The 25,567-nt window shown below is 62.5% G+C and carries 23 protein-coding genes; 13 read left to right on the top strand and 10 right to left on the bottom strand.

Going from position 1 to position 25,567, the window contains the following annotated elements; translation table 11 throughout:
* Window positions 1–8: 8 nt before the first annotated feature.
* The 4 genes from RH858_RS07450 to RH858_RS07435 form a co-directional block, all read right to left on the bottom strand.
* Window positions 9–815: an aldo/keto reductase gene (locus tag RH858_RS07450; protein WP_259535526.1), complete on the bottom strand. Its 807-nt coding sequence runs from the start codon at window positions 813–815 to the stop codon at window positions 9–11.
* Window positions 816–977: 162 nt separating this feature from the next.
* A complete protein-coding gene (locus RH858_RS07445) occupies window positions 978–2,483 on the bottom strand; it encodes a solute carrier family 23 protein (protein WP_259535524.1) in 1,506 nt (501 codons plus the stop codon).
* An 88-nt stretch (window positions 2,484–2,571) separates the two neighbouring features.
* Window positions 2,572–3,612, bottom strand: coding sequence for a carbohydrate kinase (locus RH858_RS07440; protein ID WP_259535523.1), 1,041 nt, complete (start codon window positions 3,610–3,612; stop codon window positions 2,572–2,574).
* A 68-nt stretch (window positions 3,613–3,680) separates the two neighbouring features.
* On the bottom strand, window positions 3,681–4,838 hold the full coding sequence (locus RH858_RS07435; RefSeq protein ID WP_259535521.1) for a cobalamin-independent methionine synthase II family protein: 1,158 nt from the start codon (window positions 4,836–4,838) through the stop codon (window positions 3,681–3,683).
* 165 nt (window positions 4,839–5,003) lie between these two features.
* Between RH858_RS07435 and RH858_RS07430 the strand changes: the two genes are divergently transcribed.
* The 4 genes from RH858_RS07430 to RH858_RS07415 all read left to right on the top strand — a co-directional run bounded on the left by RH858_RS07430 (window position 5,004) and on the right by RH858_RS07415 (window position 9,331).
* A complete protein-coding gene (locus tag RH858_RS07430) occupies window positions 5,004–5,288 on the top strand; it encodes a hypothetical protein (RefSeq protein WP_310561462.1) in 285 nt (94 codons plus the stop codon).
* 213 nt (window positions 5,289–5,501) lie between these two features.
* Complete coding sequence (locus RH858_RS07425; protein ID WP_310561461.1) at window positions 5,502–7,991, top strand: PKD domain-containing protein; 2,490 nt, start codon at window positions 5,502–5,504, stop codon at window positions 7,989–7,991.
* A 95-nt stretch (window positions 7,992–8,086) separates the two neighbouring features.
* The gene (locus tag RH858_RS07420) at window positions 8,087–8,812 is read left to right on the top strand and encodes a metal-dependent hydrolase (protein WP_310561460.1); all 726 of its coding nucleotides are present in this window, start codon (window positions 8,087–8,089) and stop codon (window positions 8,810–8,812) included.
* A 120-nt stretch (window positions 8,813–8,932) separates the two neighbouring features.
* Entirely contained in the window at window positions 8,933–9,331 is a 399-nt protein-coding gene (locus RH858_RS07415) for an OsmC family protein (RefSeq protein ID WP_310561459.1), read from the top strand.
* A gap of 15 nt (window positions 9,332–9,346) precedes the next feature.
* Here RH858_RS07415 and RH858_RS07410 read toward each other — a convergent pair whose 3' ends face one another.
* Window positions 9,347–10,138, bottom strand: a complete 792-nt coding sequence (locus RH858_RS07410; RefSeq protein ID WP_310561458.1) for an HAD-IIA family hydrolase — start codon at window positions 10,136–10,138, stop codon at window positions 9,347–9,349.
* Between the two features lie 159 nt (window positions 10,139–10,297).
* Here RH858_RS07410 and RH858_RS07405 point away from each other — a divergent pair, with 159 nt between their 5' ends.
* The 3 genes from RH858_RS07405 to RH858_RS07395 all read left to right on the top strand — a co-directional run bounded on the left by RH858_RS07405 (window position 10,298) and on the right by RH858_RS07395 (window position 12,553).
* The gene (locus RH858_RS07405; protein WP_310561457.1) at window positions 10,298–11,074 is read left to right on the top strand and encodes a GTP cyclohydrolase IIa; all 777 of its coding nucleotides are present in this window, start codon (window positions 10,298–10,300) and stop codon (window positions 11,072–11,074) included.
* Window positions 11,074–12,078 (top strand): zinc-binding alcohol dehydrogenase, encoded by a 1,005-nt coding sequence (locus tag RH858_RS07400; protein WP_259535506.1) that lies wholly within the window; start codon window positions 11,074–11,076, stop codon window positions 12,076–12,078. The genes RH858_RS07405 and RH858_RS07400 overlap by 1 nt, the downstream gene beginning before the upstream one ends.
* Window positions 12,079–12,175: 97 nt before the next feature.
* Complete coding sequence (locus RH858_RS07395) at window positions 12,176–12,553, top strand: 6-carboxytetrahydropterin synthase (RefSeq protein ID WP_259535504.1); 378 nt, start codon at window positions 12,176–12,178, stop codon at window positions 12,551–12,553.
* A gap of 1 nt (window position 12,554) precedes the next feature.
* On the opposite strand, the gene RH858_RS07390 is transcribed toward RH858_RS07395, so the two are convergent.
* Entirely contained in the window at window positions 12,555–13,028 is a 474-nt protein-coding gene (locus tag RH858_RS07390; RefSeq protein WP_259535502.1) for a type IV pilin, read from the bottom strand.
* A gap of 223 nt (window positions 13,029–13,251) precedes the next feature.
* On the opposite strand from RH858_RS07390, the gene RH858_RS07385 reads away from it, so the two are divergent.
* Genes RH858_RS07385 through RH858_RS07375 form a run of 3 tightly spaced genes read left to right on the top strand, consistent with a single transcriptional unit; the run spans window position 13,252 to window position 15,573 of the window.
* Complete coding sequence (locus tag RH858_RS07385) at window positions 13,252–14,688, top strand: hypothetical protein (protein WP_259535500.1); 1,437 nt, start codon at window positions 13,252–13,254, stop codon at window positions 14,686–14,688.
* Between the two features lie 25 nt (window positions 14,689–14,713).
* Window positions 14,714–14,998: a hypothetical protein gene (locus RH858_RS07380; protein ID WP_259535498.1), complete on the top strand. Its 285-nt coding sequence runs from the start codon at window positions 14,714–14,716 to the stop codon at window positions 14,996–14,998.
* Entirely contained in the window at window positions 14,995–15,573 is a 579-nt protein-coding gene (locus RH858_RS07375) for an SRPBCC domain-containing protein (protein WP_259535496.1), read from the top strand. Before RH858_RS07380 ends, RH858_RS07375 begins: the two co-directional genes overlap by 4 nt.
* A 78-nt stretch (window positions 15,574–15,651) precedes the next feature.
* On the opposite strand, the gene RH858_RS07370 is transcribed toward RH858_RS07375, so the two are convergent.
* Complete coding sequence (locus tag RH858_RS07370; protein WP_259535494.1) at window positions 15,652–16,620, bottom strand: hypothetical protein; 969 nt, start codon at window positions 16,618–16,620, stop codon at window positions 15,652–15,654.
* 391 nt (window positions 16,621–17,011) lie between these two features.
* On the opposite strand from RH858_RS07370, the gene RH858_RS07365 reads away from it, so the two are divergent.
* Both RH858_RS07365 and RH858_RS07360 read left to right on the top strand, forming a co-directional pair.
* Window positions 17,012–18,268 carry a transposase gene (locus tag RH858_RS07365; protein WP_310561456.1) on the top strand — a complete coding sequence of 419 codons (1,257 nt, stop codon included), beginning with the start codon at window positions 17,012–17,014 and terminating at the stop codon, window positions 18,266–18,268.
* Between the two features lie 209 nt (window positions 18,269–18,477).
* Window positions 18,478–20,670: a GH32 C-terminal domain-containing protein gene (locus tag RH858_RS07360; protein WP_259535492.1), complete on the top strand. Its 2,193-nt coding sequence runs from the start codon at window positions 18,478–18,480 to the stop codon at window positions 20,668–20,670.
* 31 nt (window positions 20,671–20,701) lie between these two features.
* Here RH858_RS07360 and RH858_RS07355 read toward each other — a convergent pair whose 3' ends face one another.
* On the bottom strand, window positions 20,702–21,997 hold the full coding sequence (locus tag RH858_RS07355) for a glycoside hydrolase family 68 protein (RefSeq protein ID WP_310561455.1): 1,296 nt from the start codon (window positions 21,995–21,997) through the stop codon (window positions 20,702–20,704).
* A 156-nt stretch (window positions 21,998–22,153) separates the two neighbouring features.
* Between RH858_RS07355 and RH858_RS07350 the strand changes: the two genes are divergently transcribed.
* Window positions 22,154–23,086: a hypothetical protein gene (locus RH858_RS07350; RefSeq protein ID WP_310561454.1), complete on the top strand. Its 933-nt coding sequence runs from the start codon at window positions 22,154–22,156 to the stop codon at window positions 23,084–23,086.
* Between the two features lie 53 nt (window positions 23,087–23,139).
* Here RH858_RS07350 and RH858_RS07345 read toward each other — a convergent pair whose 3' ends face one another.
* Together RH858_RS07345 and RH858_RS07340 are read right to left on the bottom strand one after the other, a co-directional pair.
* On the bottom strand, window positions 23,140–24,216 hold the full coding sequence (locus tag RH858_RS07345) for an amidohydrolase family protein (RefSeq protein ID WP_259535486.1): 1,077 nt from the start codon (window positions 24,214–24,216) through the stop codon (window positions 23,140–23,142).
* Between the two features lie 68 nt (window positions 24,217–24,284).
* On the bottom strand, window positions 24,285–25,526 hold the full coding sequence (locus tag RH858_RS07340) for an HD domain-containing protein (protein ID WP_310561453.1): 1,242 nt from the start codon (window positions 25,524–25,526) through the stop codon (window positions 24,285–24,287).
* Between the last annotated feature and the right edge of the window lie 41 nt (window positions 25,527–25,567).

Raw genomic sequence — 25,567 nt, 5'->3', positions numbered from 1 at the left:
GATCGACGTTACGATCCCTCGTTCCACGGAGCGGCGTCGGGATCGACGAACCGGGTCCGCTGGTCGAGTTCGTCGATCCGGGCGACGTCGGCAGCACGCAAATCGAGCCCAACCGACGCGAGATTTTCACGGAGATGATCGCCTCGACCTTTCGGGATCGGGGTCACGCCCCTGGCGATCGCCCACGACAGCGCGATCTGTGCCGGCGTCGCGTCGTACTCCGCAGCGATTTCCGACAGCAGCGGTTCCTCGAGCAGTTCCCCTTGCCCCAGTGGGGAGTAGCCGACGAGTTCGTAGCCGTGTTCGTGGGCGTGTGCCCGGAGGGTCTGCTGTGGCAACAGGGGATGGCACTCGACCTGGTTGGCGACGATCGGAGCCTCCAGGTGCTGTTGGGCCTCCTCGACGAGCGAGGGAGAGAAGTTCGAGACGCCGACGTGATCGACGACCCCTTCCTCGACGAGTTCGTCGAAGGCCTGGAGTGTCTCGGACGGGTCGTACGCGGAGATCGGCCAGTGGACGTACAGGAGATCGACCGCGTCGACACCGAGCCGGTCGAGGCTCTCCTCGGCAGTTTTCAAGACGTCCTCGTACGCGAGGTTGTCCGGGTGGATCTTCGTCGCGATCGTGACCGCCTCCCGGTCGACGTCGCTCCGGCGGATTCCCTCGCCGACGGCAGCCTCGTTGTCGTACATCTGGGCGGTGTCGACGTGACGATACCCCACATCCAGGGCCGCTCTTACCGTCTCGGCACACTCCTCGAACTCGTCGTTTCCGGACGTACCGAGACCGATCTGCGGCAAGTCGAGCCGACTCATAGTAGTCGGGTACACACCCCGCAAAGAAAGAATCCGGGGACGAGATCGAAATCGGGACGAGATCGAAACAGGGGACGAGATCGAAACAGGGGGCGGGAGCGAAACAGGGGGCGAGAGCGAAACAGGGGGCGAGACTGACGGAGGAGCATCGACAGTCCGCGGTCAATCGTTGCTGCGGACGAACCGATCGTACGCGGAAACGAACTGTGAGTCGGTTTCCGCGGTCTTCTCCCACTCCTCGAGGCCGCGCTCCTCGCGGGTTCCCTCGATGGTATTGTCGAGCAGGAGGGCAACCAGCCCGCCGACTGCCATACCGGTCGAGCCAATCACGAAGATCGTCGTCGAGATAGCCTCCGTCCCGAGAACCGGGCCCAAAAGCGTCACTTCGGCCATTCCCTGCTGGAGCGCCTCGACGTCGCCGACGTTGTCCATGTAGGCGGGAACTGCGAGCCCGGTGAACATGGCGAGTCCGACCACGAAGAGGTTGCGCTGTGATTCGAGATCGACGTGTTTCAGGTTCGCCAGCCCGACAGCGACGATCTGCCCGAACATCGCGACGTACAGCCCTCCGACGATCGGATCGGGGATCGTCCGAATCAGGTTGCCGAACGGGCCGAGGAATCCGACCACGAGCATCACCGCCGCACCCACCTGCACGACGTAGCGCGAGGCGACACCCGTGAGGCCGATCGCGCCAATGTTCTCGGAGTAGGAAGTCGATCCACCGGTCCCCATCAGTCCGGAGAAGACGTTCATGAGTCCCTCCATGCCGATGCCGTGGTTGATCCGCTTTGCGCTGGGCGCGGCCGAGCCCGACAGGCGGGCGACCGCGTAGTAGTCGCCCAGGCTTTCGATTATCGAGGCAGCGATCCCGGCGAGCATCCCGATGATGAAGGCGGTTTCGAACCCGATCGCGGTCCCCCACTGCAGCGGGTAGATCGCCATCACGAGGCCGCCTTCCATCCAGACATCGATGCCGTGTTCGACGTATCCCGGCATGCCGGGCGCGTAGTGTCCCGTCACCGAAAGCGCCAGCGCGACGAGATACGCCCCGACGATCCCGAGGACGACCGGATAAAGCCGGAACGCCCGGTGTGCCGCGTCGAGGTACTGTGAGAACCCGACGATCAACACGAGGGTAAGCCCCAGCAGCCACCAGTCCTGAGTCGCAGTCGACACCTGCGGGGCGTCGAACAGCGCCAGCCCGATCAGCGCGATCGTCGGCGCGATCACGACCGGGGAGAGATACTCCCGGACCTTCCCCACCAGTCCGAAGTAGCCGACCGCTACCTCGACCATCGCGGCGGCGACGATCGCCCCCTGGAGTTGGAGCAACGCTCCGTTCCAGTCGTGACCGGTGGCCTGTGCGACCCCGATCACCGCAAGCGCCGGTGCAAGGAGGGAAAACGGCGCACCCTGAACGATCGGGTACCTGTTCCCGAACGTGGTCTGGGCGAGCGTCGCGATCCCCGAGACCACGAAGAAGGTACCGATGAATCGCCCCCACAGTTCCTGGGGCATCCCCAGTGCCCCCGCGAGCAACAGCGGGACTGCGATGTTAGCCCCCACCATCGTGAGGTAATGCTGGACTCCGAGACCGAGAGAAGTGGAAAGGGGTGGTTTATCGTCGATACCGTACTCTACGAACGTCGCCTCGTCGCGACTCATTGCTGCCCCCGCATCAGCCGTTCAGAATTAATGGGCCGTATAAAGTCCGGCGGTTTCCTCGTCGCGGTCGTCCACCCGGGCGGTCGAGCTACCTCTCGAACTGTTTCCGAAACGCCGCAACCTCTTTGCGGGTCGGCAGCGCCGTCATCGCCCCGGGTTCGGTGGTCGTCACCGCCGCGACCGCGCCCGCGAACTCCAGAGCCATCGGGAGCGGTTCGTCGTTCGAGAGGGCCGCGATCGCGCCCGCGAAGAACCCGTCGCCGGCGCCGGTCGTGTCGACTGCATCGACCGGGTAACCGTCGTGTCGGACGACTGCGTCAGCGGATCTCTCCCCGTCACCGGGCCTGTGGGCGTCGTCGAACCACGGGGCATCGGGAGTCGCATACGCGACCGCACCCGCGGAGCCGAGGGTGAGAAACACCGTGTGGGGGCCGTCGTCGGCGACGCTTCGGACCAGTTGTTCGTCGTCGAGTTCGCAGTCGTATCCCGCCGCCTCGAGATCCTCCCGGGACGTCTTTACGACGTCCGCGAGGCCGAAAGCCCGGTCGACGCTGTCGGCGAAGTCGTACTCGTCCCACAGTTCCGGACGGGCGTTGGGATCGAACGAAACCGTTGTGTCGGTGCCACCGGCGCGTTCGAGGATATCGAACGTCGCTTCCCGACCGGGATCGTCGGCGAGCGTGACGCCGCCGGCGTGAAGCCAGTCTGTCCCTTCGAGGCGTTCGTCGTCGATTCGTCCGGACTGGAGTCGGGTGTCGGCGCTGCGGTCGCGGTGGAAGCTGAACGCTCGGTCTGCGTCCGGATCGAGGCTCACGAACGCGAGCCCGGTTTTGGCGCGGGGATCGATCTCGACGAGTTCGTCGGGGATCCCCGCCGCCTCGAGCGTTCGTCGGAGGAAGTCACCGAACGGATCGTCGCCGACCCGGGTCCAGAACGCCGGGGTGACGCCGAGTCGGGAAAGCCCGACCGCGACGTTAGCGGGAGCACCTCCCGCACGGCGATGGAACGTTTCGACGTCGGGAAGCGGCCCAGGGGTCTCGGGGATGAAATCGACGAGCGTCTCACCGACGACCAGAACGGACGGATCTGACGACGGATCCGAGTCGCTGCCGAACGTGTCGTCCCACATAACACGGTGGTCGGCGGCGGCCACCAAAGGGCTGTCGAGAGCCGGATCATCCCGGAGTCGAAATCGCGTCAGTACACCCGTTCGCTCGCCAGTTTCGCCCCGTCGGCGAGGGCGTCCAGCTTCTTCCAGGCGATTTCGGGATGGACCGCCCCGAAGCCGGCAAACGTGCCGAGCCCGCAGTCTGCGCCCGCGAGGATCCGATCGGGATCGCCGACGGCGTCGACGAACCGCTCGATGCGGTCGGCGATCACCGCCGGGGGTTCGATGTAATTGACCGTGACGTCGATCACCCCCGGGATCAGTTGCCAGCGGTCGGGGACGCCGTGCTCCTCGAAAACTGTGTAGTCGTGCTGGTGGCACGGGTTCGCCTGCTCGATCAAAAGCCCCCCGACGTCTGCCTCGTAGATTTCGGGCAGGACCGTCTCCAGCGAGATATCGTGGTGGTGTGGCCCCTCGTAGTTCCCCCAGCAGGTGTGGATCCGAACCTGCTCTGCCGGCACGTTCGCGAGCGCTTCATTGAGGGCTTCGACGTGGGTTGCCACGACCTCGACGAATTCCGACTCGGAGCGGTCCTTGAACTTGAGATGCCGCCCTCCGAGCAGGTCCGGGGCGTCGATCTGGAGCGTCGCCCCCGAGTCGGCGATCAGTTCGTACTCGGTGGCGATCGCGTCCGCGACCGCAAAGAGGTACTCCTCGTGGCTGTCGTAGTGGGTGTTTCCGACGTAGGCAGCGACGGTTCCCGGTGCGGCCGCCGTCACGAACGTCTCTTCGAACTCGGCGCCGGTCTCCTCGATGGCGGCCTCGAACCGGTCGAGCTCCGCCTTGGTCTCGGCCTCGCCGTCGTACTCGATCGGCCCGGAGGCGGCCGGAATCGTCGCCCCCGGCTCCGACCACTCCCGGAACGTCGGAACCTGCCGAGCGTACTCCGGATACTCCTCGAGATCGGCCCACTGTATCGCCGGTACTTCGCCCTCGAAACCGGTGAGCCGGTTTACGACGTACGTGACGAACGAAAGTCGCCCCTGTTCCCCATGGGTTGCGACGTCGATCCCGACCTCCTCCTGTCGGCGGACCGCCTCCTCCGTCGCCTCCCTGACCGCCGCTTCGAAGGCTTCCTCGTCGATCTCCTCGCCGGCCTGTATGCGCTCGAAGTACGGGAGCAGATCCTCCGGGCGGGGGAGGCTCCCGACGTGCGTCGTCGAGATGCGTTCGGTACTGTGTGACATGGCACGTCAGCCGTTGGAGCGAATACCACTTATCGGTTACTGATGGTTATTTATTTCTTATATATTAGTACTATTGGTAATATACTCGGTGGATCAGTCGACGAGCGGCGGGGTTCGTTCCGGAAGTTCCACAGAGCCTTACGTGTGGAATGCGTCGTCGGCCCCATGGGAGAAACTGAAACCTACACCGTAACCGGACCGGACGGCAACGAGGACACAGTAGAGCTACCGGCAGGGCTCGTCGACACGATGACCGAGCAGGGCGAAAACCCGACGCACGTGATCACTGACATCGTTCTACAGGCAATGGCCCAGCAGGCGCACGCGATGGTGCACCACTCGGAAGGGGAACCGCCGGCCGACGTCGTCGAGATGAACGACACCGTCGAGGAACTGTTCGAAGAGCGGTTCGGTATGCCGCTCTCGGAAGCGCTCGGTCACCAGCACTGAGCGACTCGATCGGCTGCCGCGCAACTGAAGGGCAGCCGAGTTCACCGCCAAAAGTTTTCAACAGACAACGGTCACGACGAGCGGCTGCCGGCTTCTGTCAGCCGACGAATTTCACAAAATAATCCGGGATTTCGAATATTCAATATATTCACATCACTCTTTATTTTATACGAAACTTTTTAAGATAAGATAGGAGTAGGACCACATATTCCGATGGACGGCAGGAAGGTATTCGCGGTGTTGCTGGTCGTCGCAGCCGTAAGTTCGACGGCCGTGGTCGTAGCGGACGAAACCGGACCGATGGCCGATGCGGGCCTGGACAGGTCAGTCGATCTCGGGGAGACGGTGTATCTCGACGCGAGTGGATCGCGATCGGTGAGCGGGGATATTGATGGGTTCCAGTGGTACGTGACGCCCCCTGACGGGGAGCGAGAACGTCTCGAGGCCGGTGATTCAGCGAGACATACCTATGTGCCGGATTCCGCTGGCAAGTGGCGCTTTACGGTCGAAGTGACTGGTACGAACGAGGAGGTGAGCGAAGATTACGTGGAGATTTTAGTAGAGGTTGCAGACTCATCTGAGGATGAACCGAGACAGTCCGACGACGGACCGGATGATTCAGATGAGACAGATAGCACCTCGGAGGATACCTCGTCCAATCCAGACGGTGGTTCTGGAAGCGATCCAACGCCAACGCCAACCCCAACTTCAGATGAACCTGAAGAAACAACCGAGTCTGATGAAACAGATCAAGATACTATTGAGTTGGAAATTTCCGGACCTTCAGTAGTCGTACAGGGAACAGAGCATACTTACGAAGTGGAAAGTAGTGGTGAGATAACCGAGTACGATTGGGAATATACGTCGGGTCAAGATATTTATCTCGGATCTGGAACAACACAAGACATCTCATTTAGTGACCAGAAGGCAGATTCTGGGAAGATTACAGTCCTCGGCACAACCAACTTCGGTGATGAAGTCTTAGATAAGAAGGCGGTTACAATTGTAGAATCCGACGCAGAAACTCAAGAAGTTGCAGATGAGCCGGAACACGAGATTAACAACCTAAATGGCAGGCTACTAGTTGGAGATGAAGAATTAGTATTCAGCAGTAATGATGTGTTTGATGATTCAGTCCCTAGGTTTTATCTAAGAAGTGAAGAAGAAACAGTTGAATTTGTGGCAGATGTAGATTCAGAAGATGATATAGATCTTACATATAGGTGGAACTTTGGAGACGGTACCACCACAGTGAGTTCTCAACCTCAAGTGGAACACGTCTACATATTTGAAGACAAGGGCGTTCATGAATTCGACGTCTCGGTCACTGTCGTCGATCAATATGGGCGAGAACAAAGTGAGTCAGATACAGCGAGAATACTTGGCAAGGACGAATCCAATTCAGACTATAGTTTCGAGATCAAATCAAAAGATGATGAATACTTGACTGCCACTTTTGAGATAACAACCCCATCGAGAACTAACGATGTGATACCAGATGAACAGAAAGAGGTCCTTGAAGCTCATTTTGGAGATGGTAATTCACTAAATGTCCTACCTTCTGAGTGTGGTGATTGTGGCGAAAAGAGAACACAAGTCACCCATCGATACGATTCGCCGGGAGAATACACAGCATGGCTTTCTACTGGAAAGTTAACTAATTCTGGCGAAGACATCCGAGAAACCGTCACCTTCGACTCCTACACCGAGTACCACTACACCGAGAGAACCACCGCAGTCGCCGAATACGTTTCAGAAGACGATCCCGGCGAGGGATGGGAAAAGGCCGGCATCGAGTCGATCGACGAGGAGGTAGTCGACCGAGAGGAAACGCGCATCCGCGACGAGCAGAATCCCGACGCCCTGCTATCGGACGACTGGCGGCGGATCGGAACCGAGACCGAAACCGAACAGCGTCGCGAAACCCGAGTGGCCGCAAACTGGCCGGGAAGCGACTGGTCGATGGCCGATCGGTCGGTCGACAGCGAAACGCGGATCGTCGGCTACGACTACGTCGAGGTTCCCCACCGGAGTCTCGCCCCCAACGACGGTACCTACGTCGGGACGACGACGAACTATCACACGACCACCGAACGGGAGCGGAGCACCTCTCGACCCTCTGGCTCGGGATGGTCGCGGGTTCGATCCACCGGACAGGTTCGCGATGGCACCGGGTCGACCTGGCGGTCGTCACGACGAGCCCCGGCGGCCGGCTGGCGGGTCGTCGACTCCAGGACGGTAACCGATTATTACACCGAAACCGAACGGTACTGCAAGGAACGAACGAACAGCTGGTTCGGGAATGGCAGATGCATCGACTGGGGCGAACGAACGGTGTGGAAAAGCGACACCAGCCGGGAGTACAAGTTCGAATACCCAACCTACAGCACCGAATACCTGTGGGAACGAACGACGAGTACCCCGGAGGTGTACTACGAGTATCGCGTTCCCGAGTACGGACAACAGGATCTCCACCGATGGGAACGCACCTACACTGACGAGGTCGAGTACGGCGTGTATGAGAAACTCGAGTACGAAACGACCACCACCTACGAGTGGGAAAAGGAAGTCGAGCGCGAGGTCGAACAGGTGAGTCTCACCCCGCCGAACACCGACGAGGTCAACGTGATCGGCGACGTATCCGAGCGCGTTGTCGCCTGCGGCAGTGGCGACGGGGAACTCGAAGACGAAGGCTGTTCGTAGTCCCCTGCCCCGTGGAGATATCGGACGGGCGGAACATGCCGCCGAACACGTAGCAACGAGTTTTATTACCTGTCGGCGAGGTGTATCGACTGGCTATGGAACTCACCTGGCACGGCCACTCCACCTGGTACGTAACGGTCGGCGAAACGTCGCTGTTGATCGATCCGTTCTTCGACAACCCGAAGACGGATCTGGAACCGTCGGACGTCGATCAGCCGGAGTACGTCCTGCTCACCCACGGCCACGCCGATCACGTCGCCCACGCCGGCGAGTTCTCCGACGCCACGCTCGTTGCCGTCCCCGAACTGGTGTCGTACGCCGAGGACAACTACGGCTTCGAGGACGCCGTCGGCGGCATGGGGATGAACCTCGGCGGTACCGTCGAGTGTGGCGACGCCTTCGTCACGATGGTCCGGGCCGACCACACCAACGGCATCGAAACCGGCTACGAGACGAGCGCCGGGATGCCCGCCGGCTTCGTCATCTCCGACAAGAAGCCGACACAGGAAGCCGATCCCGACACGACGACGTTCTATCACGCCGGCGACACGAGCCTGATGAGCGAGATGCGCGACGTGATCGGACCGTTCCTCGAACCCGACGCCGCCGCCGTTCCGGCCGGCGACCACTTCACCATGGGCCCGACCCAGGCGGCGCTCGCCGTCGACTGGCTCGACGTCGACTACGCGTTCCCAATGCATTACGACACGTTCCCGCCGATCGAAATCGACACCGACGACTTCGTCCGCGAGGTGAAGGCGACCGGCAGCGACGCCGAGGTTCGTGTCCTCGAGGGCGACGAGACGTTCACGCTCGAGTGAAGGCCGCGATCACGACCCGAACCCCCGGCTCGGAGACGCCCGTTTTTGTGACCCGGACGGTCGACAGACGACCGCTTCGGAAGCAACCTTTAGGACGGTTCCGACCAATACGTAGTTGCAATGACGGATATCGAAACCAGCACGGTCTGTGAGGAAGGGTACCACTGTTCGAGCCACGTCGGCGAGTTCGACCTCTCGATCGACGCCACGGGCGAGGAGGGACCGACTGCGAACCAGGCCCTCGTCGCAACGTACGCCTCCTGTTACCTTCCCGCGCTCCGGGTCGCCGGACGACAACGCGGTCACGACGACCTCGGAAAGCTCCAGATCGACGCGTCCGCCGATCTCGATGACGACGACGACCTCGCCGCGATTCGGTGGGACCTCCACGTCGAACTCGACGTGAGCGACGAGGAACTCGAGGAGATCGTCGACCGGGGCAAGGAGATCTGCCACGTCCACTCGGCGGTTCGTCCCGGCCTGCGCGCAGAGATCACCGCCCACGCCGACGCATTCTAGCGGCGAGTCTGCCCGTCAGGGGTCACCATTCAGGAGGCGATCGATCTCGGCGAGAGAATCCAGCACGTAGTCGGGCTGGATCTCGGCGTTTGCGAGGGTTTTGTCGTCCGTGACTCCAGTGCGGACGAGGACGGTCGTCATTCCCGCCTCGACTCCGAGCGCGATGTCGGTGTCGAGTCTGTCGCCGACGACGAAACAGTCGCCCGGGTCGTGGTCGAACCGCTCGAATATTGCCCGCCGCGTCGGCTCGTTCGGCTTTCCGAACACCAGGTCCGGCTGGCGGCCGGTGACGTCGACGACGGCGTTTATCAACGCCCCCGAGCCGGGGATGTTGCGCTCGGCTGCCGGGATCACGATGTCCGGATCGGTGCCGTAGAACCGAACGTCGTCGTCCTCGAGCGCCCACTGGACGGCAGACAGCTCCTCGTAGTCGAACTCCCGATCCAGGGACACGACGACGACGTCGGCGACACTGGGGTCCGGGGAAAGCGAAAGGCCGACTTCCCTGAGTTGCCGTGCGAGTCCCGTCTCGCCGACGAGATAGATCGAATCATCGGGGTGGTGACGCTCGAGGTACGTCGTCGATACAGTACCGGCAGTAACGACGTGATCGACGTCGACGTCGTATCCCGCTCGAGAGAGACGACGAACGTACGCCGGCGGAGCCTTGCTCGGATTATTGGAGACGAACAGCGGTTCGACGCCGGCCGAACGGATTCGCCGAACGCCCTCCGGGGCCCCGGGGATCGGCTCGTCCCCACGGACGACCGTCCCGTCGACATCGAGGACAGCACCTCGGTATTCCATGGACCGTCGTACGACCGGAACGGAGTTGAACGTCCCGGTCCCGGACGGCTCCCGTCGGTCGGAAACGAACCTGGAACAGCGGCCAGTTCCGAGAACCGTCCTCACTGGCCGAGACTAACGGAAAGAACCAAAGTACCGGGAACCCGAAGGAAGGATACAGTGACGAACACACAGATTACGCTGGTTCAGATCGACAACTACGGCCCCTGGACGGTGTCGCCGGAGCCGCGACGGGAGATGGATCTCCAGACCCTGCAGTCGCGACTGTTCGCCGACCTCGCGCAGTTCATCGGCAGCCGCGACGGCTACGTTTTCTTCACCCGGTTCGACAACATGGTTGCGGTTACCAACGGGATCGATCGAACGGACCACCGCACGCTACAGGAGTCGATCCGAAACCGCTATCCAGTGACGGTGAGTCTCGGCGTGGACGTCGACTCGCAACCCTCCGAGGCGCTCGAAAACGCGACAGAACGACTCCAGCGCGCCGGTAGTGCCCAGGACAGCGATCGCAAGGAGGTCTTTTCGGGGTCGTTCCGGGAACCCACCGCAGGCGACGATCTCCAGATCGCTCATTTCGACGTGAACGACGCGACCGAAAAGTACACCGACCGCCTCAACGAGTTCGATTCGTTCATCCACATCGAACACGGCTACGCAGAGCTGATGCGATACATGCGGGAGGCGCACGGCGCGCTGTCGTTCTTCGTCGGCGGCGACAACATCATCGCGGTCTGCCCAGAGCTGAGTGTCGACGAATACCAGGACGCGATCGATCACGTGGCCGACGCCGTGGACGTTCAGTTGAAAGTCGGCGTAGGGACCGGTGAATCGCCGCACAAGGCCGGGTTCGCGGCGAAACACGCACTCGAGGACTGTCGATACGAGGGAACGACTGTCGAGTTCGCGACAGAACACGCGGCTGCCGGCGACTGATGCGCCGCCGGCTCTCCTTCGTGGCTCCGGGGGAGGTCGAACTCGAGCGCGCGGAACGTCCCACCCCGGGTCGGAACCAGCTCCGGGTCGAAACGACCGTCTCCGCGATCAGTAGCGGAACCGAACTGCTGATCTATCGGGGTGAAGCACCCGAACGACTGCCGATAGACGAGAGCCTGCCGGCGTTTTCCGGGCGATTTACCTACCCGCTGCGATACGGCTACGCGGCCGTCGGCGTCGTCGACGAAGTCGGCCAGGACGTTCCCGAAGAGTGGGCCGGACAACGCGTGTTCGCGTTCAATCCCCACGAGAGCCACTTCCTCGCCTCTCCCGAGGAGGTGGTTCCGGTACCCGATGGGATCGAGAGCCAGTCAGCCACGCTGTTGCCACTCGTCGAGACGGCCATTAACTTCGTCCACGATGGGGGGCCGCGGCTGGGAGAACGCGTCGCCGTATTCGGGCAGGGGACAGTCGGGCTGCTCACAACTGAACTTCTCACCAGGTTCCCGCTGGATCAGCTCGTCGCAATCGACCCCGTGGAAACGCGCCGCAAACTCGCCCGTCGTCTCGGGGTCGACAGGGCGATCGCCCCCGCTGCGCTGGAGGAGCAGTACGATTCCGAGTCAGAGGGCGCCGGAACCGACCTAGCGTTCGAGGTCTCGGGCAACCCGGAGGCCCTCGACGATGCGATCCACACGGCCGGCTACGACGGCCGGATCGTCGTCGGATCGTGGTACGGAACCAAGGAGGCCACGCTGGATCTCGGAGCCGAGTTCCATCGGAACCGAATTACCATCGAGAGTAGCCAGGTGAGCACCGTCGATCCGGCCCTGCGCGGCAGGTGGGACGCCGATCGGCGGCTTTCGACTGCATGGGAACTGCTCGAAGACTTCGACACGGAGCCGCTCATCACCCATCGGGAGCCGCTATCGAACGCCGAGATCGCTTACGAGCGACTGGCAGACAAATCGGATGGCGTCGTCACTACGCTGTTCGAATACTGAGCGGCACTGATCGACGGGAAAGCGAACACGACGGTCCGGAGACGTCGAACACGAACTGTGGAGCAGACTCTTTACCGAAGAATTCGTATCCGCGAGTATGTATTCAGTTACGGTGACAGAGTCGTTCATCGCCCAGCACTATCTGACGGTGCCGGATCCGGGTCCCGAAGGGAAACTGCACTCCCATCAGTTCGAGATGGAGGCGACGTTCGAGGGCGACCAGCTCGGCGAATACGGCTATCTGGTCGACATCGACGACGTAAAAGCCGGGATCGACGCCGTCCGGGAACGATACGCGGACGAGACGCTCAACGATAAACCCGCCTTCGAGGGGCGCAATCCAAGCGTCGAGCACTTTTCACGAATTGCCTGTGAAACCCTCCTGGACCACGTCGACCCGGCCGCAGCCGACAGGGTTCGGGTCGTGATGTGGGAAGACGAAGAAGCCGCAGCCGGCTACGAAACGGCGCTTTGAACTACTCTTCGATCACGACAGCTTCTTCGAGCGTCATCTCCGCCAGAATAGCCGATCGATCCTCGATTTCCCACACGAGGGCGATCTCGGTGTCCCGAGACAACTCGCTTTCCGGTTCCCCCTCGATCTCGATCCCCACCGTGTCCCCCGCAGACAACCGGTCCGATTCGGATGTGACGGCACCCAGCGAGGCGTTGCCGTCTCCCGAAAGGATCACTGCGTCAAGATTGTCGGCCGCCACTGTGTCGCCACCCCGATGTGTAAACTCCAGGAACACGTCGCCAGATTCGGGGGACGGTTCGACGACCGCCCCGCTCCAGGTTGTACTGGGGCTACTGTCGACGATGCCCCCCAATCCCAGCACAGAGAAACCCACGAGCGTCGCGAGTGCGACCACGAGCGCGACGAGCAGAACGATACCCACGACTGGCGCGGCAGCGTCGTTTGCTCCTCCGAGCTGCGAACGTGAAGCCATGGAACGATCTACGGGCGAGACGGTCGACGACGCCGACCTGTTCGGAACCGGTCCCCCAGTTTGTTCGGTACCGGACCCCCAGTTCGACCATCGCACACCCCGCGTCCGTACGGTGGACTGTGTTTTCAATTGACTTAAATTTCAGTGCCAGAACAGTCACCCGAATCACCTGCTGCAGCCACCTATGGAAAACCATATAACAGATAATCTGTAAACTAAAACTATGGACGACGGGATATCTCCGGAAGTTCGAGAACGGATCGACAAACACAGGGAAGGGCGGTCCGAGCACCGCGGAACGCTGGTAGTGAGCGACGCGGAGGCGTACGTCGGGGACACCGTTACGCTGGAAGGACGAAACCTCCCGGAGAATGCCGACGTCGACGTGATCTGGCACACCGCGGAGGGAATGTGGGGCGTACTCAAGGCAAACGAAGTCGTGGGTGCACAGTACCAGCCCCGGAAAGAGCAGTTGACGTCGATCACGAGCGACGAGAACGGGCGGTTCACCGAGGAGTGGCAGATTCCGGAGGACTACGGCGGGGAACACCGGATCGAACTACGACCGGCCGGCGACGACGAGACCACTCTGGCGGAGACGAAGCTCAAGATCCTCCCGTGGTTCGAAATCGATCGGACCGAGGCCGAGATGGGTGAATTCTTCACCGTGACCGGCTACGGACTCGGCCCGAACGTGATCACGAACAACTACCAGATCGCCTGGGACAACGGAATGGTCGGGATCATGACCGGCGTGCAGAACCGCGGAACCGCGACCGCCGAAGTGCGGGCCGTTGGGCCGCCCGGAAAGCACGTCCTGCAGGTGTGGCGCAACTATCGCGGGGTGCCGTTCCTCCAGAACAACACCCAGTCGCCGTTCGGTCCAGTCGCAGGGGGGCGCAAGTCCTCCTGGACCGTGGAGGTCACCGAGCCCGAATCCGAGCCGGAGTCGGCGTGGCTCGACCCGATGTGGGACGAGGGGCCACTCAGCGTGCACCTGCCCGATATCGACGAGGAGACCGACGCGGAGCTGGAGATCTCGCCGACCTCCGGTCAGCCCGGGACGGACGCGTTCATCACCGGACGGAACTTCCCCGCAGACACCGAGGTGGACCTGATCTGGCACAGCCACGAGGGACACCGCGTGAAGGGGATCGACATCACGCCCGTGCCGATGCCGGACGCGCTGCCGTCGGTGACGACCGACGAGGACGGCGCGTTCCAGGTCGAAGTCGAGATCCCGACCGACATCGGCGCCACCCGACCGATCACCGCCGAGATCGACGGGAAATCAGTGGCGAAGACGGGCTTTATGATGCAGCCGCGGATCGAGACGTTCTCTCCGACGGAGGGTCCCGCAGGCACGGAGATCGAGATCGAGATCTCCGGTGTGGGCTGGCCCACCTACGGGAACGCCTACTACTTCGTGTACGACAACAAGCCCCTCGGATACATCTGCGGGCTGGAAGCCGCGGTGAACCGGACTGTTCTGCAGGCGGCCGGCGAGCCGGGGTGGCACTTTATCGACGTCTACCCGAGCTTCTTCCAGGTGCAGGAGGACGAACCGGACTTCGAGCTGAAGCCGCACCTCTCGTATCTGGACAACCATCCGATCCGTCCCCTCCCGGCGGCGCACTTCGCGTTCAAGATCACGGAGTAAGCTGCGCCACGCGCCGCGAGACCCTATGAACGAAATCCTCCCGGAACACAACGCGGGGTTCGTCCGACAGCTCGGGCCCGAACCCGACGACCTGCTGGTCGAGATGGACGAGTACGTCGTAGATCACGACGCAGAGAAGTACTCCGGGGAGGAAACGTTCCACAGGTTCGCTCAGACGTGGCGACGGGATCACCGAAAGCGGCAGGCGCCTCACAGACGGCCGGAACCGGGACGCGACCGAATCGACGGACGGTCGAACGAACAGCCAGACCGGGCGGAGCGACCGAACCCACACGCGGAGCCACCATGAATTTCACCAGGAACGGATCCGGGACACCAGACACGGCCGAGGAACAGCAACCCGAACACGGGACGGCAACTGACGACGACGGCGGGGACGAGGGCCAGTCCGACGGTGGACTGTCGTTCGACGGAACAGTCCGGTTCGACGCGTCGAAAGACGATCTGTGGACGTTCGTCTCCGAACCGGAAAACCTCGTCCACTGTGTTCCAGGGGCAGACGACGTCGAACAACTCTCCCAGCGCCGTTACACCTTCGAGATCACCCGGGGGGTAAGTCGGTTGACGCTTTCGGTATCTGGCGAGGCAGAGCTGGTCGAGATGCACGAGCCCGACTGGATCGTCGCCGACGGCAACGCCTACGATTCGACGACCGGAAGCCAGTTCGACGTGATCGCCGCCATGGAGATGAGCGAAACGGACGACGGGGTCGTCGACATGGCGTACACGGTCGACATCGACCTCACGGGTGGCGTGGCCGGCGTCGCCGGCCTCACCGACGGGCTGGTCAGGTCGATCGTGAAATCCGACATGGAAACGTACTTCGAAAACATCAGGTCCGAAGTCGAACCGAAAGAAACCTGACGGCCGGTCGGCTGTCGAATCGTCGGTCCGAACGACAAATAAGAGATTATCTATAGGGCGGTTGCGCGAAGTTCGAAGCTACCCTTCGATGATCTCGAATTCGCTTTCCAGCACGCCGACGTTGTAGAACTCGCCCTCGTTGGTGATTTCGACTTCGTAGGTGACCGTCCCAGTCTCGGCGTCATCCGGGATGTGCCAGGTGGCGTTCCAGTGGAGGTCTTCGCCGTCGTCTTCCTCCCACTCGAGGTCCCGTTCGATGTCGCGGTCGTCGATGATGAGCGTCGCCTCGTCGATCACGTCCGGTCCGACGGGTTCGCCGGTGGAACCGTCGTAAACGCCGATGTCGAAGCCGGCCATCATGCCCGGAACGAACGCCCGCGAGGGGCCACACGCCGAGACGAACTGCGCGTCGTCCGGGATTCCCGAGGATCCGGCGTACATGTCGTCGGTGACGACGTAGTTCTTCGGGTCGTCGAACTCGATGATTTCGAGTTCGCTGTCGAGGATGCCGACGTTGCGGTACTCGCCCTCGTTGGTGACCTGCACTTCATAGGAAACCGTGCCCGGCTCCTGATCCTCCGGGATCGGCCAACTACCCGACCACTCGGCGTCCTCGTCGTCGAACTCGAGTTCGACGGACGGACCGCCGTCGATCGCGACGGTTGCCTCGTCGATCACGTCGGCGCCGACGATGTCACCCGTCGCTGGGTCCCACACGCCGATCTTGAACACCGCTTGCATCTCCGGGATGAAATTCCGCTGGGGGGAACACGCCTGAGCGAATCCACCAGTCCCCTCCGGGATGTACGCGGAGCCGGCAATGATGTCGTCGGTGACGACGTAGTTCTCGGGCTCCGGCGTCGGTTCCTCGGTCGGCGTCGGCTCGGGGGTCGGTTCCGGCGTCGGCTCCTCGTCGCCGGCACAGCCGGCGAGCGCGACAGACGCGAAACCGGCCGTCCCCGCCAGCACGCCACGGCGGCGGACGGATAAACCGGGACGTTCCCTCGATTTTTCTCCTTCCATGGGTACCTCGTGCTCTTCTGGCATCAAGTAAAGGTGACCTGGCCTTAACATATGGATGTTTCGATCAAATATTACAAGTTTTCTGGAATTGGCGCCAGACGAGCGTAGAGCCCTCTTTTTCCCATATGATCCTTTTCCACGTTGTACGTCCGTGAGAAATATTCAAAATCCTTCAATAATGGCCCTTCATAATACAAGTGGTGTTATGACATTCCAATCCAGTTCGCAACAGCCTCGGGATATATTCAGCAGTTTCGAGGCGGAGCCCCCGGCCTTAAGGAGCGAGGGCTTCCGACCAGTCGGAAGCGCGAAGCGAGTAGGCCGGGGAGGAAGCCGACACTCCACGACACAAACCACGAGACAGTAGCCGCCCGACTCCCGAACTATTAAGTACCTCCGGAATGACATCTGAACTATGGAGGTCAGACGTACCGCGCCGGTCAAACTCGTCGTTTCCGACGAGTTCCACGACGACCTCCACGAAACCGCCGAGCAATTCCTGTACTGCGCGAACGAGGCCAGTGACTATTGCTGGGACAACACCAACTACGAAGACTGTATCACCTCGAACGTGAAAGCCAGAGGTGCGCTGTATGACCGTCTCCGCGAGGAAACAGACCTCACGGCAAACCTCGTCCAAGAAGCCATCCGGCGTGCCGTCCACGCCGTCGATAGCGGCGTTGACCGCTGGAAACAGGGGAAACGGACGAACAAACCAGAGTTCACCTCGTGGAGCATGGTCTACGACAAGCGTAGTGCGACGTTCTACCGGAACAAAATCTCACTCTCGACGGTGAACGGACGAGTCGAGTGTGACTTTGAGTTGCCAGCAGACAGTCCCACACCGTACGAGGAATATGTCCTCTCGGAAGACTACGAGTTTCGCACGAGTACACTCCAGTACGACCAAGCCACCGACGAGTTCTACTTCCACGTCAAAACGCGGAAGGTAAACAAAGACGGTGAGGCTGTTGAAATCGAGGGTTCGGACGAGACCGAGCACCAGACGGTCCTCGGTATCGACCTCGGTGTGAACAGCCTCGCCGTCGCCAGCACGGGCACGTTCTGGAGCGGTGACGAGTACGACCACTGGATTCAAGAGTTCGAGAAGCGCCGGGCGGAGATGCAACAGCGCGGCACACAAGCCGCTCACAACGCCGTACTTCGACTCGGGAAACGAGAACGGGCATGGCGGAAACAGTACATCCACACGGTCGCCAACGAGATTGTTGACGAAGCAGTTGCCCACGACTGTGACGTAATCGTGTTCGAGGAGTTGACGGATATTCGAGAGCGATTGCCATACGCTGACTGGCATCATATCTGGGCGTTCCGCCGTCTCGTCGAATATGTTGAGTACAAGGCTCCAGAATGGGATGTCGCGGTTGAACAGGTCGAGCCAGACCACACGAGCCAGCGGTGTTCGCACACCGACTGTGGCTTTACCCACGAAGACAACCGTGACGGCGAGCAGTTCCGGTGTCTGAAGTGTGGGTACGAAATCAACGCGGAGTACAACGGCGCGAAAAACGTCGGACTGCGGTACATGCGGAAGCGACAGCACAGACTGCGTTCCTCGCCCACGTCGGGGAGCGTAGACGCACCAGTAGACGTGCGTGTAAATGGTGGGATGTTGAACGGCGACGGCTATCGGCCAACCGCTGACAGTTGATTGCCGGGAGTCCACATCAAAGCCCCACCCTCAACGAGCGAACCGCGTATGCGGTGAGCGAAGTAGGGCGGGGTAGTTTACTGACGCTCTGTTCCAGACGAACCGAAGAGGAACCGTCAGACTGACTCCGCTCCGATGAACCGACCGAAGACCGCTAGGCCGATCTGTTCCCGCATCACTTAACTCTCCGGTGTGCCTGTCGTGATCTGATGGACACCTCCGATGCGGCCGTCGGTTTCCTTGCTGTCGGCGAACTCGACACGGAGGAACGGGCGGCTCTCACGTGGTGTCGAACCGAATTCGACACGGAACGGATAGAACTCGACGCCGTTTCCGATGGTGACAGACTCGCGGGACTCGACGTGATCTGGTGGCACGCCAACGAACCGATCGCGACCCCCCGAGAGATTGCAGACTGTGCCCCGGCGTTCCAGTCGTTTCTGGAAGACGGCGGCGGCCTCCTTTTGACCTCCCGTGCGGTCGCACAGGTTTCAGCGCTCGGAATCGACCCCGTCCCGCCGGACGCGACGGGCACGGAACCAGTAGAGGAACCGACGGGAGTCCTCTGGAAGTCAGTGTATGCGGACCATCCGATCCTCGCGGGATTGACCGGGCTTCGACATCACACCCAGCCGGCCGGCGATCCCGCACCGTACGCGCGATACGAGAACGTCCTCCCCGAACGGGCGGACGTGCTGGCCGGCACCGTCCGCGGCGAGACGGACGTGCCGAGTGAGCTTGGGGGCCTGCAGTGGCGCGTCGGCGAGGGGACAGTCGTCGGAATCGGGCAGGGAATGGCGTTTTCGGGCGCGGACGCGGAGGACACGGAGGCGAGCCGCGAACGGATCGTGAAGAACGGACTTCAGTTCCTGGCCGGGGACGCGACGTTCGACCTGACCGCCGGTCGGCCCGTCGACGCGGCCGGTCTCCTCGACCATCGGCGCGAACTGGACGACGATCCACACCGGCCACACTACCACGTCTGCCCGCCCGCAAACTGGCTCAACGATCCGAACGGCTGTATTCGGTGGAACGATCGATACCACGTCTTCTATCAGTACAATCCCGGTGGTCCCCACCACGATACGATTCACTGGGGACACGCGGTGAGCGACGACCTCCTCCACTGGGAGGACAGATCTGTGGCGCTGTCCCCCACCCCGTCGGGACCCGACCGGGACGGCTGCTGGTCGGGATGTGCGGTCGACGACGACGGAACCGCCCGGATCGTATACACGGGCGGGCGCGACCGGTGGCAGCTCCCGTGTCTGGCGACTGCAGCCGACGGCGAGCTCTCCACGTGGGTTCCTGACGACGACAACCCAGTTATCGAACAGCCACCGTCGGAACTGGATCTGCTCTCGACAGAACACTGGCACGCCGAGTTCCGCGATCACGCGATCTGGCAGGCCGACGGGTACTGGTATCAGCTGATCGGCGCAGGCCTGGAGGACGTCGGCGGAACCGTCATCCTGTATAAATCGTCGGACCTGCGGAACTGGGAGTACCTGGGGCCCGTGCTGGTGGGGGACTGGGAGACGCCCGGAACGGTGTGGGAGTGTCCAGAACTGCTCGAGTTGGACGACAGTCACCTCCTCCACGTCTCCAACTACGAGACGGTACTGTACTTCCTCGGAGAGTTCGACGCCGACGCCGGTCAGTTCCGCGAAAGCCGGCGCGGGACGCTCGATCCAGGCGACTTCTACGCGCCCCAATCGCTGCACGATGGCGATCGGACGGTTACGTTCGGCTGGATCCCGGAAGCCAGAGGCATCAGCCGTCAGTGGGATGCCGGCTGGGCGGGAACGCTGTCGGTTCCACGGGAACTGTCCGTAGAGAGGAATCGCCTCCACCAGCGTCCGATTCGTGAGTTTTCCGAACTTCGGGAGCGCCGGCTGTGCCGGGGTCGCGTCGACCTGGACGACGAGACGCGCCGGTTGGACGCGGCAGGCCGGTCGATCGAGATCGAGGCGACCCTCGAGGTCGGCGATGCATCCGAGGTCGGATTCCTCGTCTGTGCGACCCCCGACGGTGCCGAGCAGACGAGAATTCGGTACGACAGCGAGTCGGTAACGATCGACCGGAAACATTCGAGTCTCGATCCAGGGGCGAACAGAGCGCCGCAGTCGGTCGCCGTCGACGACCTCGAGTCACCGCTGGACGTTCGCGTGTTCGTCGACGGCTCGGTCGTCGAGTTGTTCGCCGGCGAACGCCGGGCGCTCACGAGTCGGATCTATCCGACGCGCCACGACAGCACCGGCGTCGCCGCCTACGCGGTCGACGGTGACGGTAGCGTCGACGCGACGATCTGGGCAATGGGCAGCGCGTGGCCGGACGTCGCGAACTTCTCTCGGGGGACGGAACCGAAAAAAGCCAGTGTACCGTCACCTGACGGCAAATGACCCCCGTAAACGGTCCGATCGACCGGAAACCTCAGTAGGCGTCAACGAACCGCGAGGTTCTCCCCTCGAACGATCGCAGTTCAGGAAGCGATTCCGAGGGTAGCGGGAGATGGCCGTGATCGAGCGTTCCGAGGATCCGGGTTCGGTCGCCGTCGAGCTGGATCCGAAGCGTCGGCGCGAGCGTGCCTCCGAACCGACGCAGCTGTTCGGACTCGGGAAGCTCAGCGATCCCGTCCAGCGATTCGCCGACGTAGTCGTAGTAGTTGAAGAAGCTGGCGACCAGCAGTTCCTCGCGGTGGAGATACGCGATCCAGGAGTACGCCTGAAACGGCGCGTTCGCCGGGTTCGTCGCGACCAGACCGTGACCGTTGAGGGGGCAGTACGGGCCACGGAGATCGTCGCCGACGAAGCCGTACAGCCCGTCAAATCCCTCGATTCCGGGGGCGAACGTGTGTTTGTGACTCGAGACGAACAGGTAGTAGCTCCCGTTTCGGTACGCAACGTGGGGGCGTTCGAGTTCCTGGTTCACACAGACGGCGTCCACGAGCGGTTCACGTAACTCCCAGTCCATCGGGTCACCGGACTCCGAGATCGCCATCCCCACGCTCCCGTTGAACTCCTGCTGGACGGGATCGCCGCCACAGCGCCCACTTTCCGGCGGAACGGGCGTGTTGGCCTCGAACAGCAGTGTCGTCTCCCCGGTTTCTGGATCCTCGAAGAACCAGGGATCCCTGAAGGTGTAGATCATCCCCCGCGACTGATCTTCCCGTTCGTAAAACGTCCCGTCGGGTTCGAGCAACACCTCGTGTCGCCAGTCGCCGTCGATCGTGACTTCATCCCCGTCGGGGACAACAGTCACGCGACCCCCCACTGCTCCCGCGATACGCTGGGTGTAGGTGAGTTCGGACTCTCCACGAGAGCCGGTTGCCGTATAAAACACGTAGAGGTCGCCGTCGTCGTACAGTGTCGAACCTGCCCACTGGCGGGAGCCGAACGCTCCCCCATCGAACACCGGACCGCCGTGCGTCCAGCGTCGTCCATCCGAGGAGTAAAAGTAGTGCAGTTCGGCAACGTCGTGCCGCTTCCCGGGCAACAGCGTGTCCGCCGTCGTCAGCGAGACGATCACACGATACCCGTCGATATCGGCGATCGTTCCGTCCCGGTTCCGTACCGGCCACGTGTCCCAGATGTGCCAGCCGTCGAACGGATCCGACGGCGCAGGATAGATGATCGGCGCGAGCGTTCGGTCTACACGTTCGAGGCCGGCGGCCTGTGACCGGCACCACGCCGATGGTCGTCCCCCGCCATGTGAGAACTGGTTGGTCATGCGTTCAGTCCCGGTTACTGGTGATCTGGGGAGAAATGCCTTTGCAGTTTCGCTCGGTAGCGAGTAAGTTTTTGAGGACCGGAGCGTGGTCGGGAGTTGTCGCAGTTTCTACCCCCGGGGCGTAACATCTAAGCACACCCTGGCAAAATATAGCATATGAGCACAGCCGGGGGACAGCAGTGGCAGCTCGACAGAACTGCCTTGGAGACGGGATGTACTGGCTGGGAGTGCGGCCTCGTCGAGGCGCTCGGGGAGCCCGCGGTGGCCTTCGCTGCGATCGCCGTCGGACTCGCCGTCTTCGTCTCTGTTACCCTCCTCCGGAAAGCAGCCGAATCGATCGTCGAGGAACGGAAACACGTCGTCCGCGAGCGGAACGCGTTCGAAGCGTTCGCCGATCGAGTCGAGGGGATCCAGCCCGGAGTGAGCTCCGATGGCGGGGAAGCCGGAACCCTTTCGGGGGCTGCCGCGGTTCGGGTCGTCTCCAGCGGGGCGGGTGGAGGGGGGATCGGCGCCGTCGAAACCGCCTACGAGCAGACTGTGATGTCCATGGAGCATTACGAGGAGGAGTACGGCGAATCGCTCGCGGAGAACATGGCCGCGGAGCTCGGAAGCGACGTGGCCACCGCGGTCGCTGCCGGCGATCAGCTCACGCCCGGGCTGCAAAGCGCGCTGGTTTCGGAGGCCCGCCGGGCCGCAAAGCGCCGGGAGACGCTGCTTGCCCAGCTCGAAGACGAGACAGAACGGATCGACGAGGCGTACCGCGCGATCGAACCGATCGAACGTCGCCTCGAATCCGTCGAATCGGACCTGGAGACGTCCGACGGCTTCCACGAGGGTGAAAGCGCCTGGAACCGGCTCCGGGCGATCGAAACGGATCTCGACGAGGAGCTGGATCGCCAACAGGCTCGGCTCGACCCGTCGACACACTCGTCCGAAGAGCCACACGTGTTCTGTAGGTATCTCTACGGGGACGGCACCGGCGGCGGCGAATACCCGGTGTTGGGGACGCTCGGGCGTCTCCTCCAGCGCGTCGAACGGGGCAAACAGCTCGCCGTCCGGACGGTCACGGAACGATCCACCTCGGTGTGACCCGTTCCGGACGGCGGCCCCGGGACAGCCCGGCGACAGTTCTGTGACCGTTGCTACAGAATCACACGCGAGACGTCGCCGTGTCCCGCGCGCCGGACGACGGCGCGCCGGACGTCAGTAACACCCTCGAGGTTGTTGCTTCCACCGTCGAGGACGAGCAGCCGGGCGTCGCGACCCGCTTCGATCAGTCCGCAGTTCAGCCCAGCCGTCTCCGCGCCGTTGATCGTCGCCATCCGGAGTACCGTCGCCGCAGGAACGTCCGAAAGCTTCGACGCGAACTCCATCTCCCGGAACATCGACGGGGAGTTGAGCATCACGTTGTCCGTTCCAAGCGCCACCGTGGTTCGCTCGACGAGTTCGCGGATCGGCGGCACGCCGACGTTCGTCACCAGGTTCGACCGCGGACAGACTACGACCGGTATCGCCCTGTCTTCGAGGCGGTCGAGGTGGAGCTCCCGGACGTGCGTCATGTGAACGAGGAACGATGGGTCGAGATCCAGCGCCGGGTTGATGTCGTCGGAGTCGCGCTCACCGGCGTGAATACCGAACAGTTTTCCCGCCTCCCGAGTCGCCTCGCGGACGCTGGAGAACTCCCCATCCCGAGCACCGGACGCGCCGAACCCGTCGCTTTCCCGCATCGCCGCGACGGTTTCCCGGCCGAGAATCACCGGTTCGATCGGCGATTCCTCGAGCGCGTCACGGATGAGTTCGACGCCCTCGAGTCCCCCCTCGCGGAACTCGAGGAACGCCCCAGTCCCCGTCGACGCCATGTAACGGAGCGACCGCCGCATCGCTTCGACCATCGACTCGCGGTCGGCTGCTTCGAGCAACTGGTGTTTCAGCCCGTCCGGCGGCGCAACCAGTTCCTCGAGCGAGAGCCCCTCGCCGGCCTCCTTCGCGATCGAGTCGCCGATGTGGGTGTGGGCGTTGACGAACGCCGGGAGTACGATCGCGTCGCTGTCGACGGACGCCTCCTCGACTGCAGTTATTCGTCCGTCCTCGAACACGACCCGTCCCTCGACCGGGTGGAACTCTCGACCCGCGAGGATCGTTCCCTCGATAGTGGTGGCCCCCTCGAACTCCGAACGGCGCTCGAGGTCATCCGGCCCGTCGGCGTGTGCTGTCGTCATTGCCGCCGGGTTTGCTACCCGACCGCTTGAATCTCACGGAGAGAACGGAGCCGAGAGGTTCACGAGGTTTATCGTTCGAACTCGTCGAGGGTGTGATACACCTTCGTCCGAACGTCGGTGACGAGCCCACCCTCGGCGTCGATGTCGAGCTTCTCGGCGGCGATTCGACCCACGCGATCAGTCAGTTCCTCCCGGGTGTAGACGCCGAGACGCCACTGCCCTTTCTGTGCGGTCCGGAGCGCCGACACCAGCGGCGACTGCCCGTCGAGTCGCCGCATCTCGCCGTTGACGAGAACTCGAGAAGAGGACTCGGTAATCGACGGCTCCGACGGAACGTCCACGATCACGTCCGTCGAGTCGACGTCGGCCTCCTCGGCGATCTGTCGTTCGATCCGCCGGATCTCGCGGTGATCGGCGTCGAGAATCCACTCGGGGACGTCCGACCATTCGGCCCACACGGACCGCTTGAGGAGTCGGCGCGCGTCGAACCGGCGACTGAACCGCTCCGTCTCCGGCGTCGAACGCAGCGCCACGATCAGATCGTGATCGTCCATGCGCCGCAGCCGTTCGGCGTCGACGTCGACGGCGGCACCGCTTTCGGAGTCCAGCAGGCGTTCGGACGCCCGACGGAGCATCGCTTTGGAGATGCGCGCGACGTGGTGTTTGTACACGGTCGGGTTCATCAGCGCCCGTGCCAGCAGGAGTGACTCCGCAGTCTGAACGTTCCCCTCGTCGAGGACCAGTTCGCCGTCGACGAACGTGAGCTCCCGCGTCAACCGCTCGTGGTCGATCGTCCCGTACGGCACGCCGGTGTGGTGGGCGTCCCTGACGAGATAGTCCATGCGATCGACGTCCAGTTCCCCGGAGACGAGCTGCCCGTACGTCCCCTCTCCGCGGATCAGCCGGGCGACCCGTTCCGGATCGAGGTCGTGTTCCCGGAGGGTTTCACCGACCCGCCCCGAGGCGATCAGTTCCTCCACCTCGTCGTGGTACTTCCCCGTGCGTCGGTGAGTGAGCGCCTCGATGTTGTGACTGAACGGGCCGTGGCCGACGTCGTGAAGCAGTGCAGCGGCCTCGACGTGGGCGACGTCGCGTTCGGGAAGGTCGAGCCGCTCTGCCGCCCGGGAGGCGAGGTGATAGACGCCGAGGGAATGTTCGAACCGCGTGTGGTTCGCGGAGGGGTAGACGAACTGGGCGGTCCCGAGCTGCCGGATCCGCCGGAGACGTTGGACCGCGGGCGTGTCCAGCAGCGCCTCGGGAGGGCCAGTCACCTCGATGTGATCGTGGACGCTGTCCTTGATTGTCGCCATGACTGGACAGTAGATCCCCCACCCAGTTAAACGGCGGCAGG

Source organism: Halalkaliarchaeum sp. AArc-GB, assembly GCF_031432225.1.
Lineage (GTDB): Archaea > Halobacteriota > Halobacteria > Halobacteriales > Haloferacaceae > Halalkaliarchaeum.
Note: the sequence above shows the minus strand (reverse complement) of the source record. Positions and strands in the feature narration are given on the sequence as shown.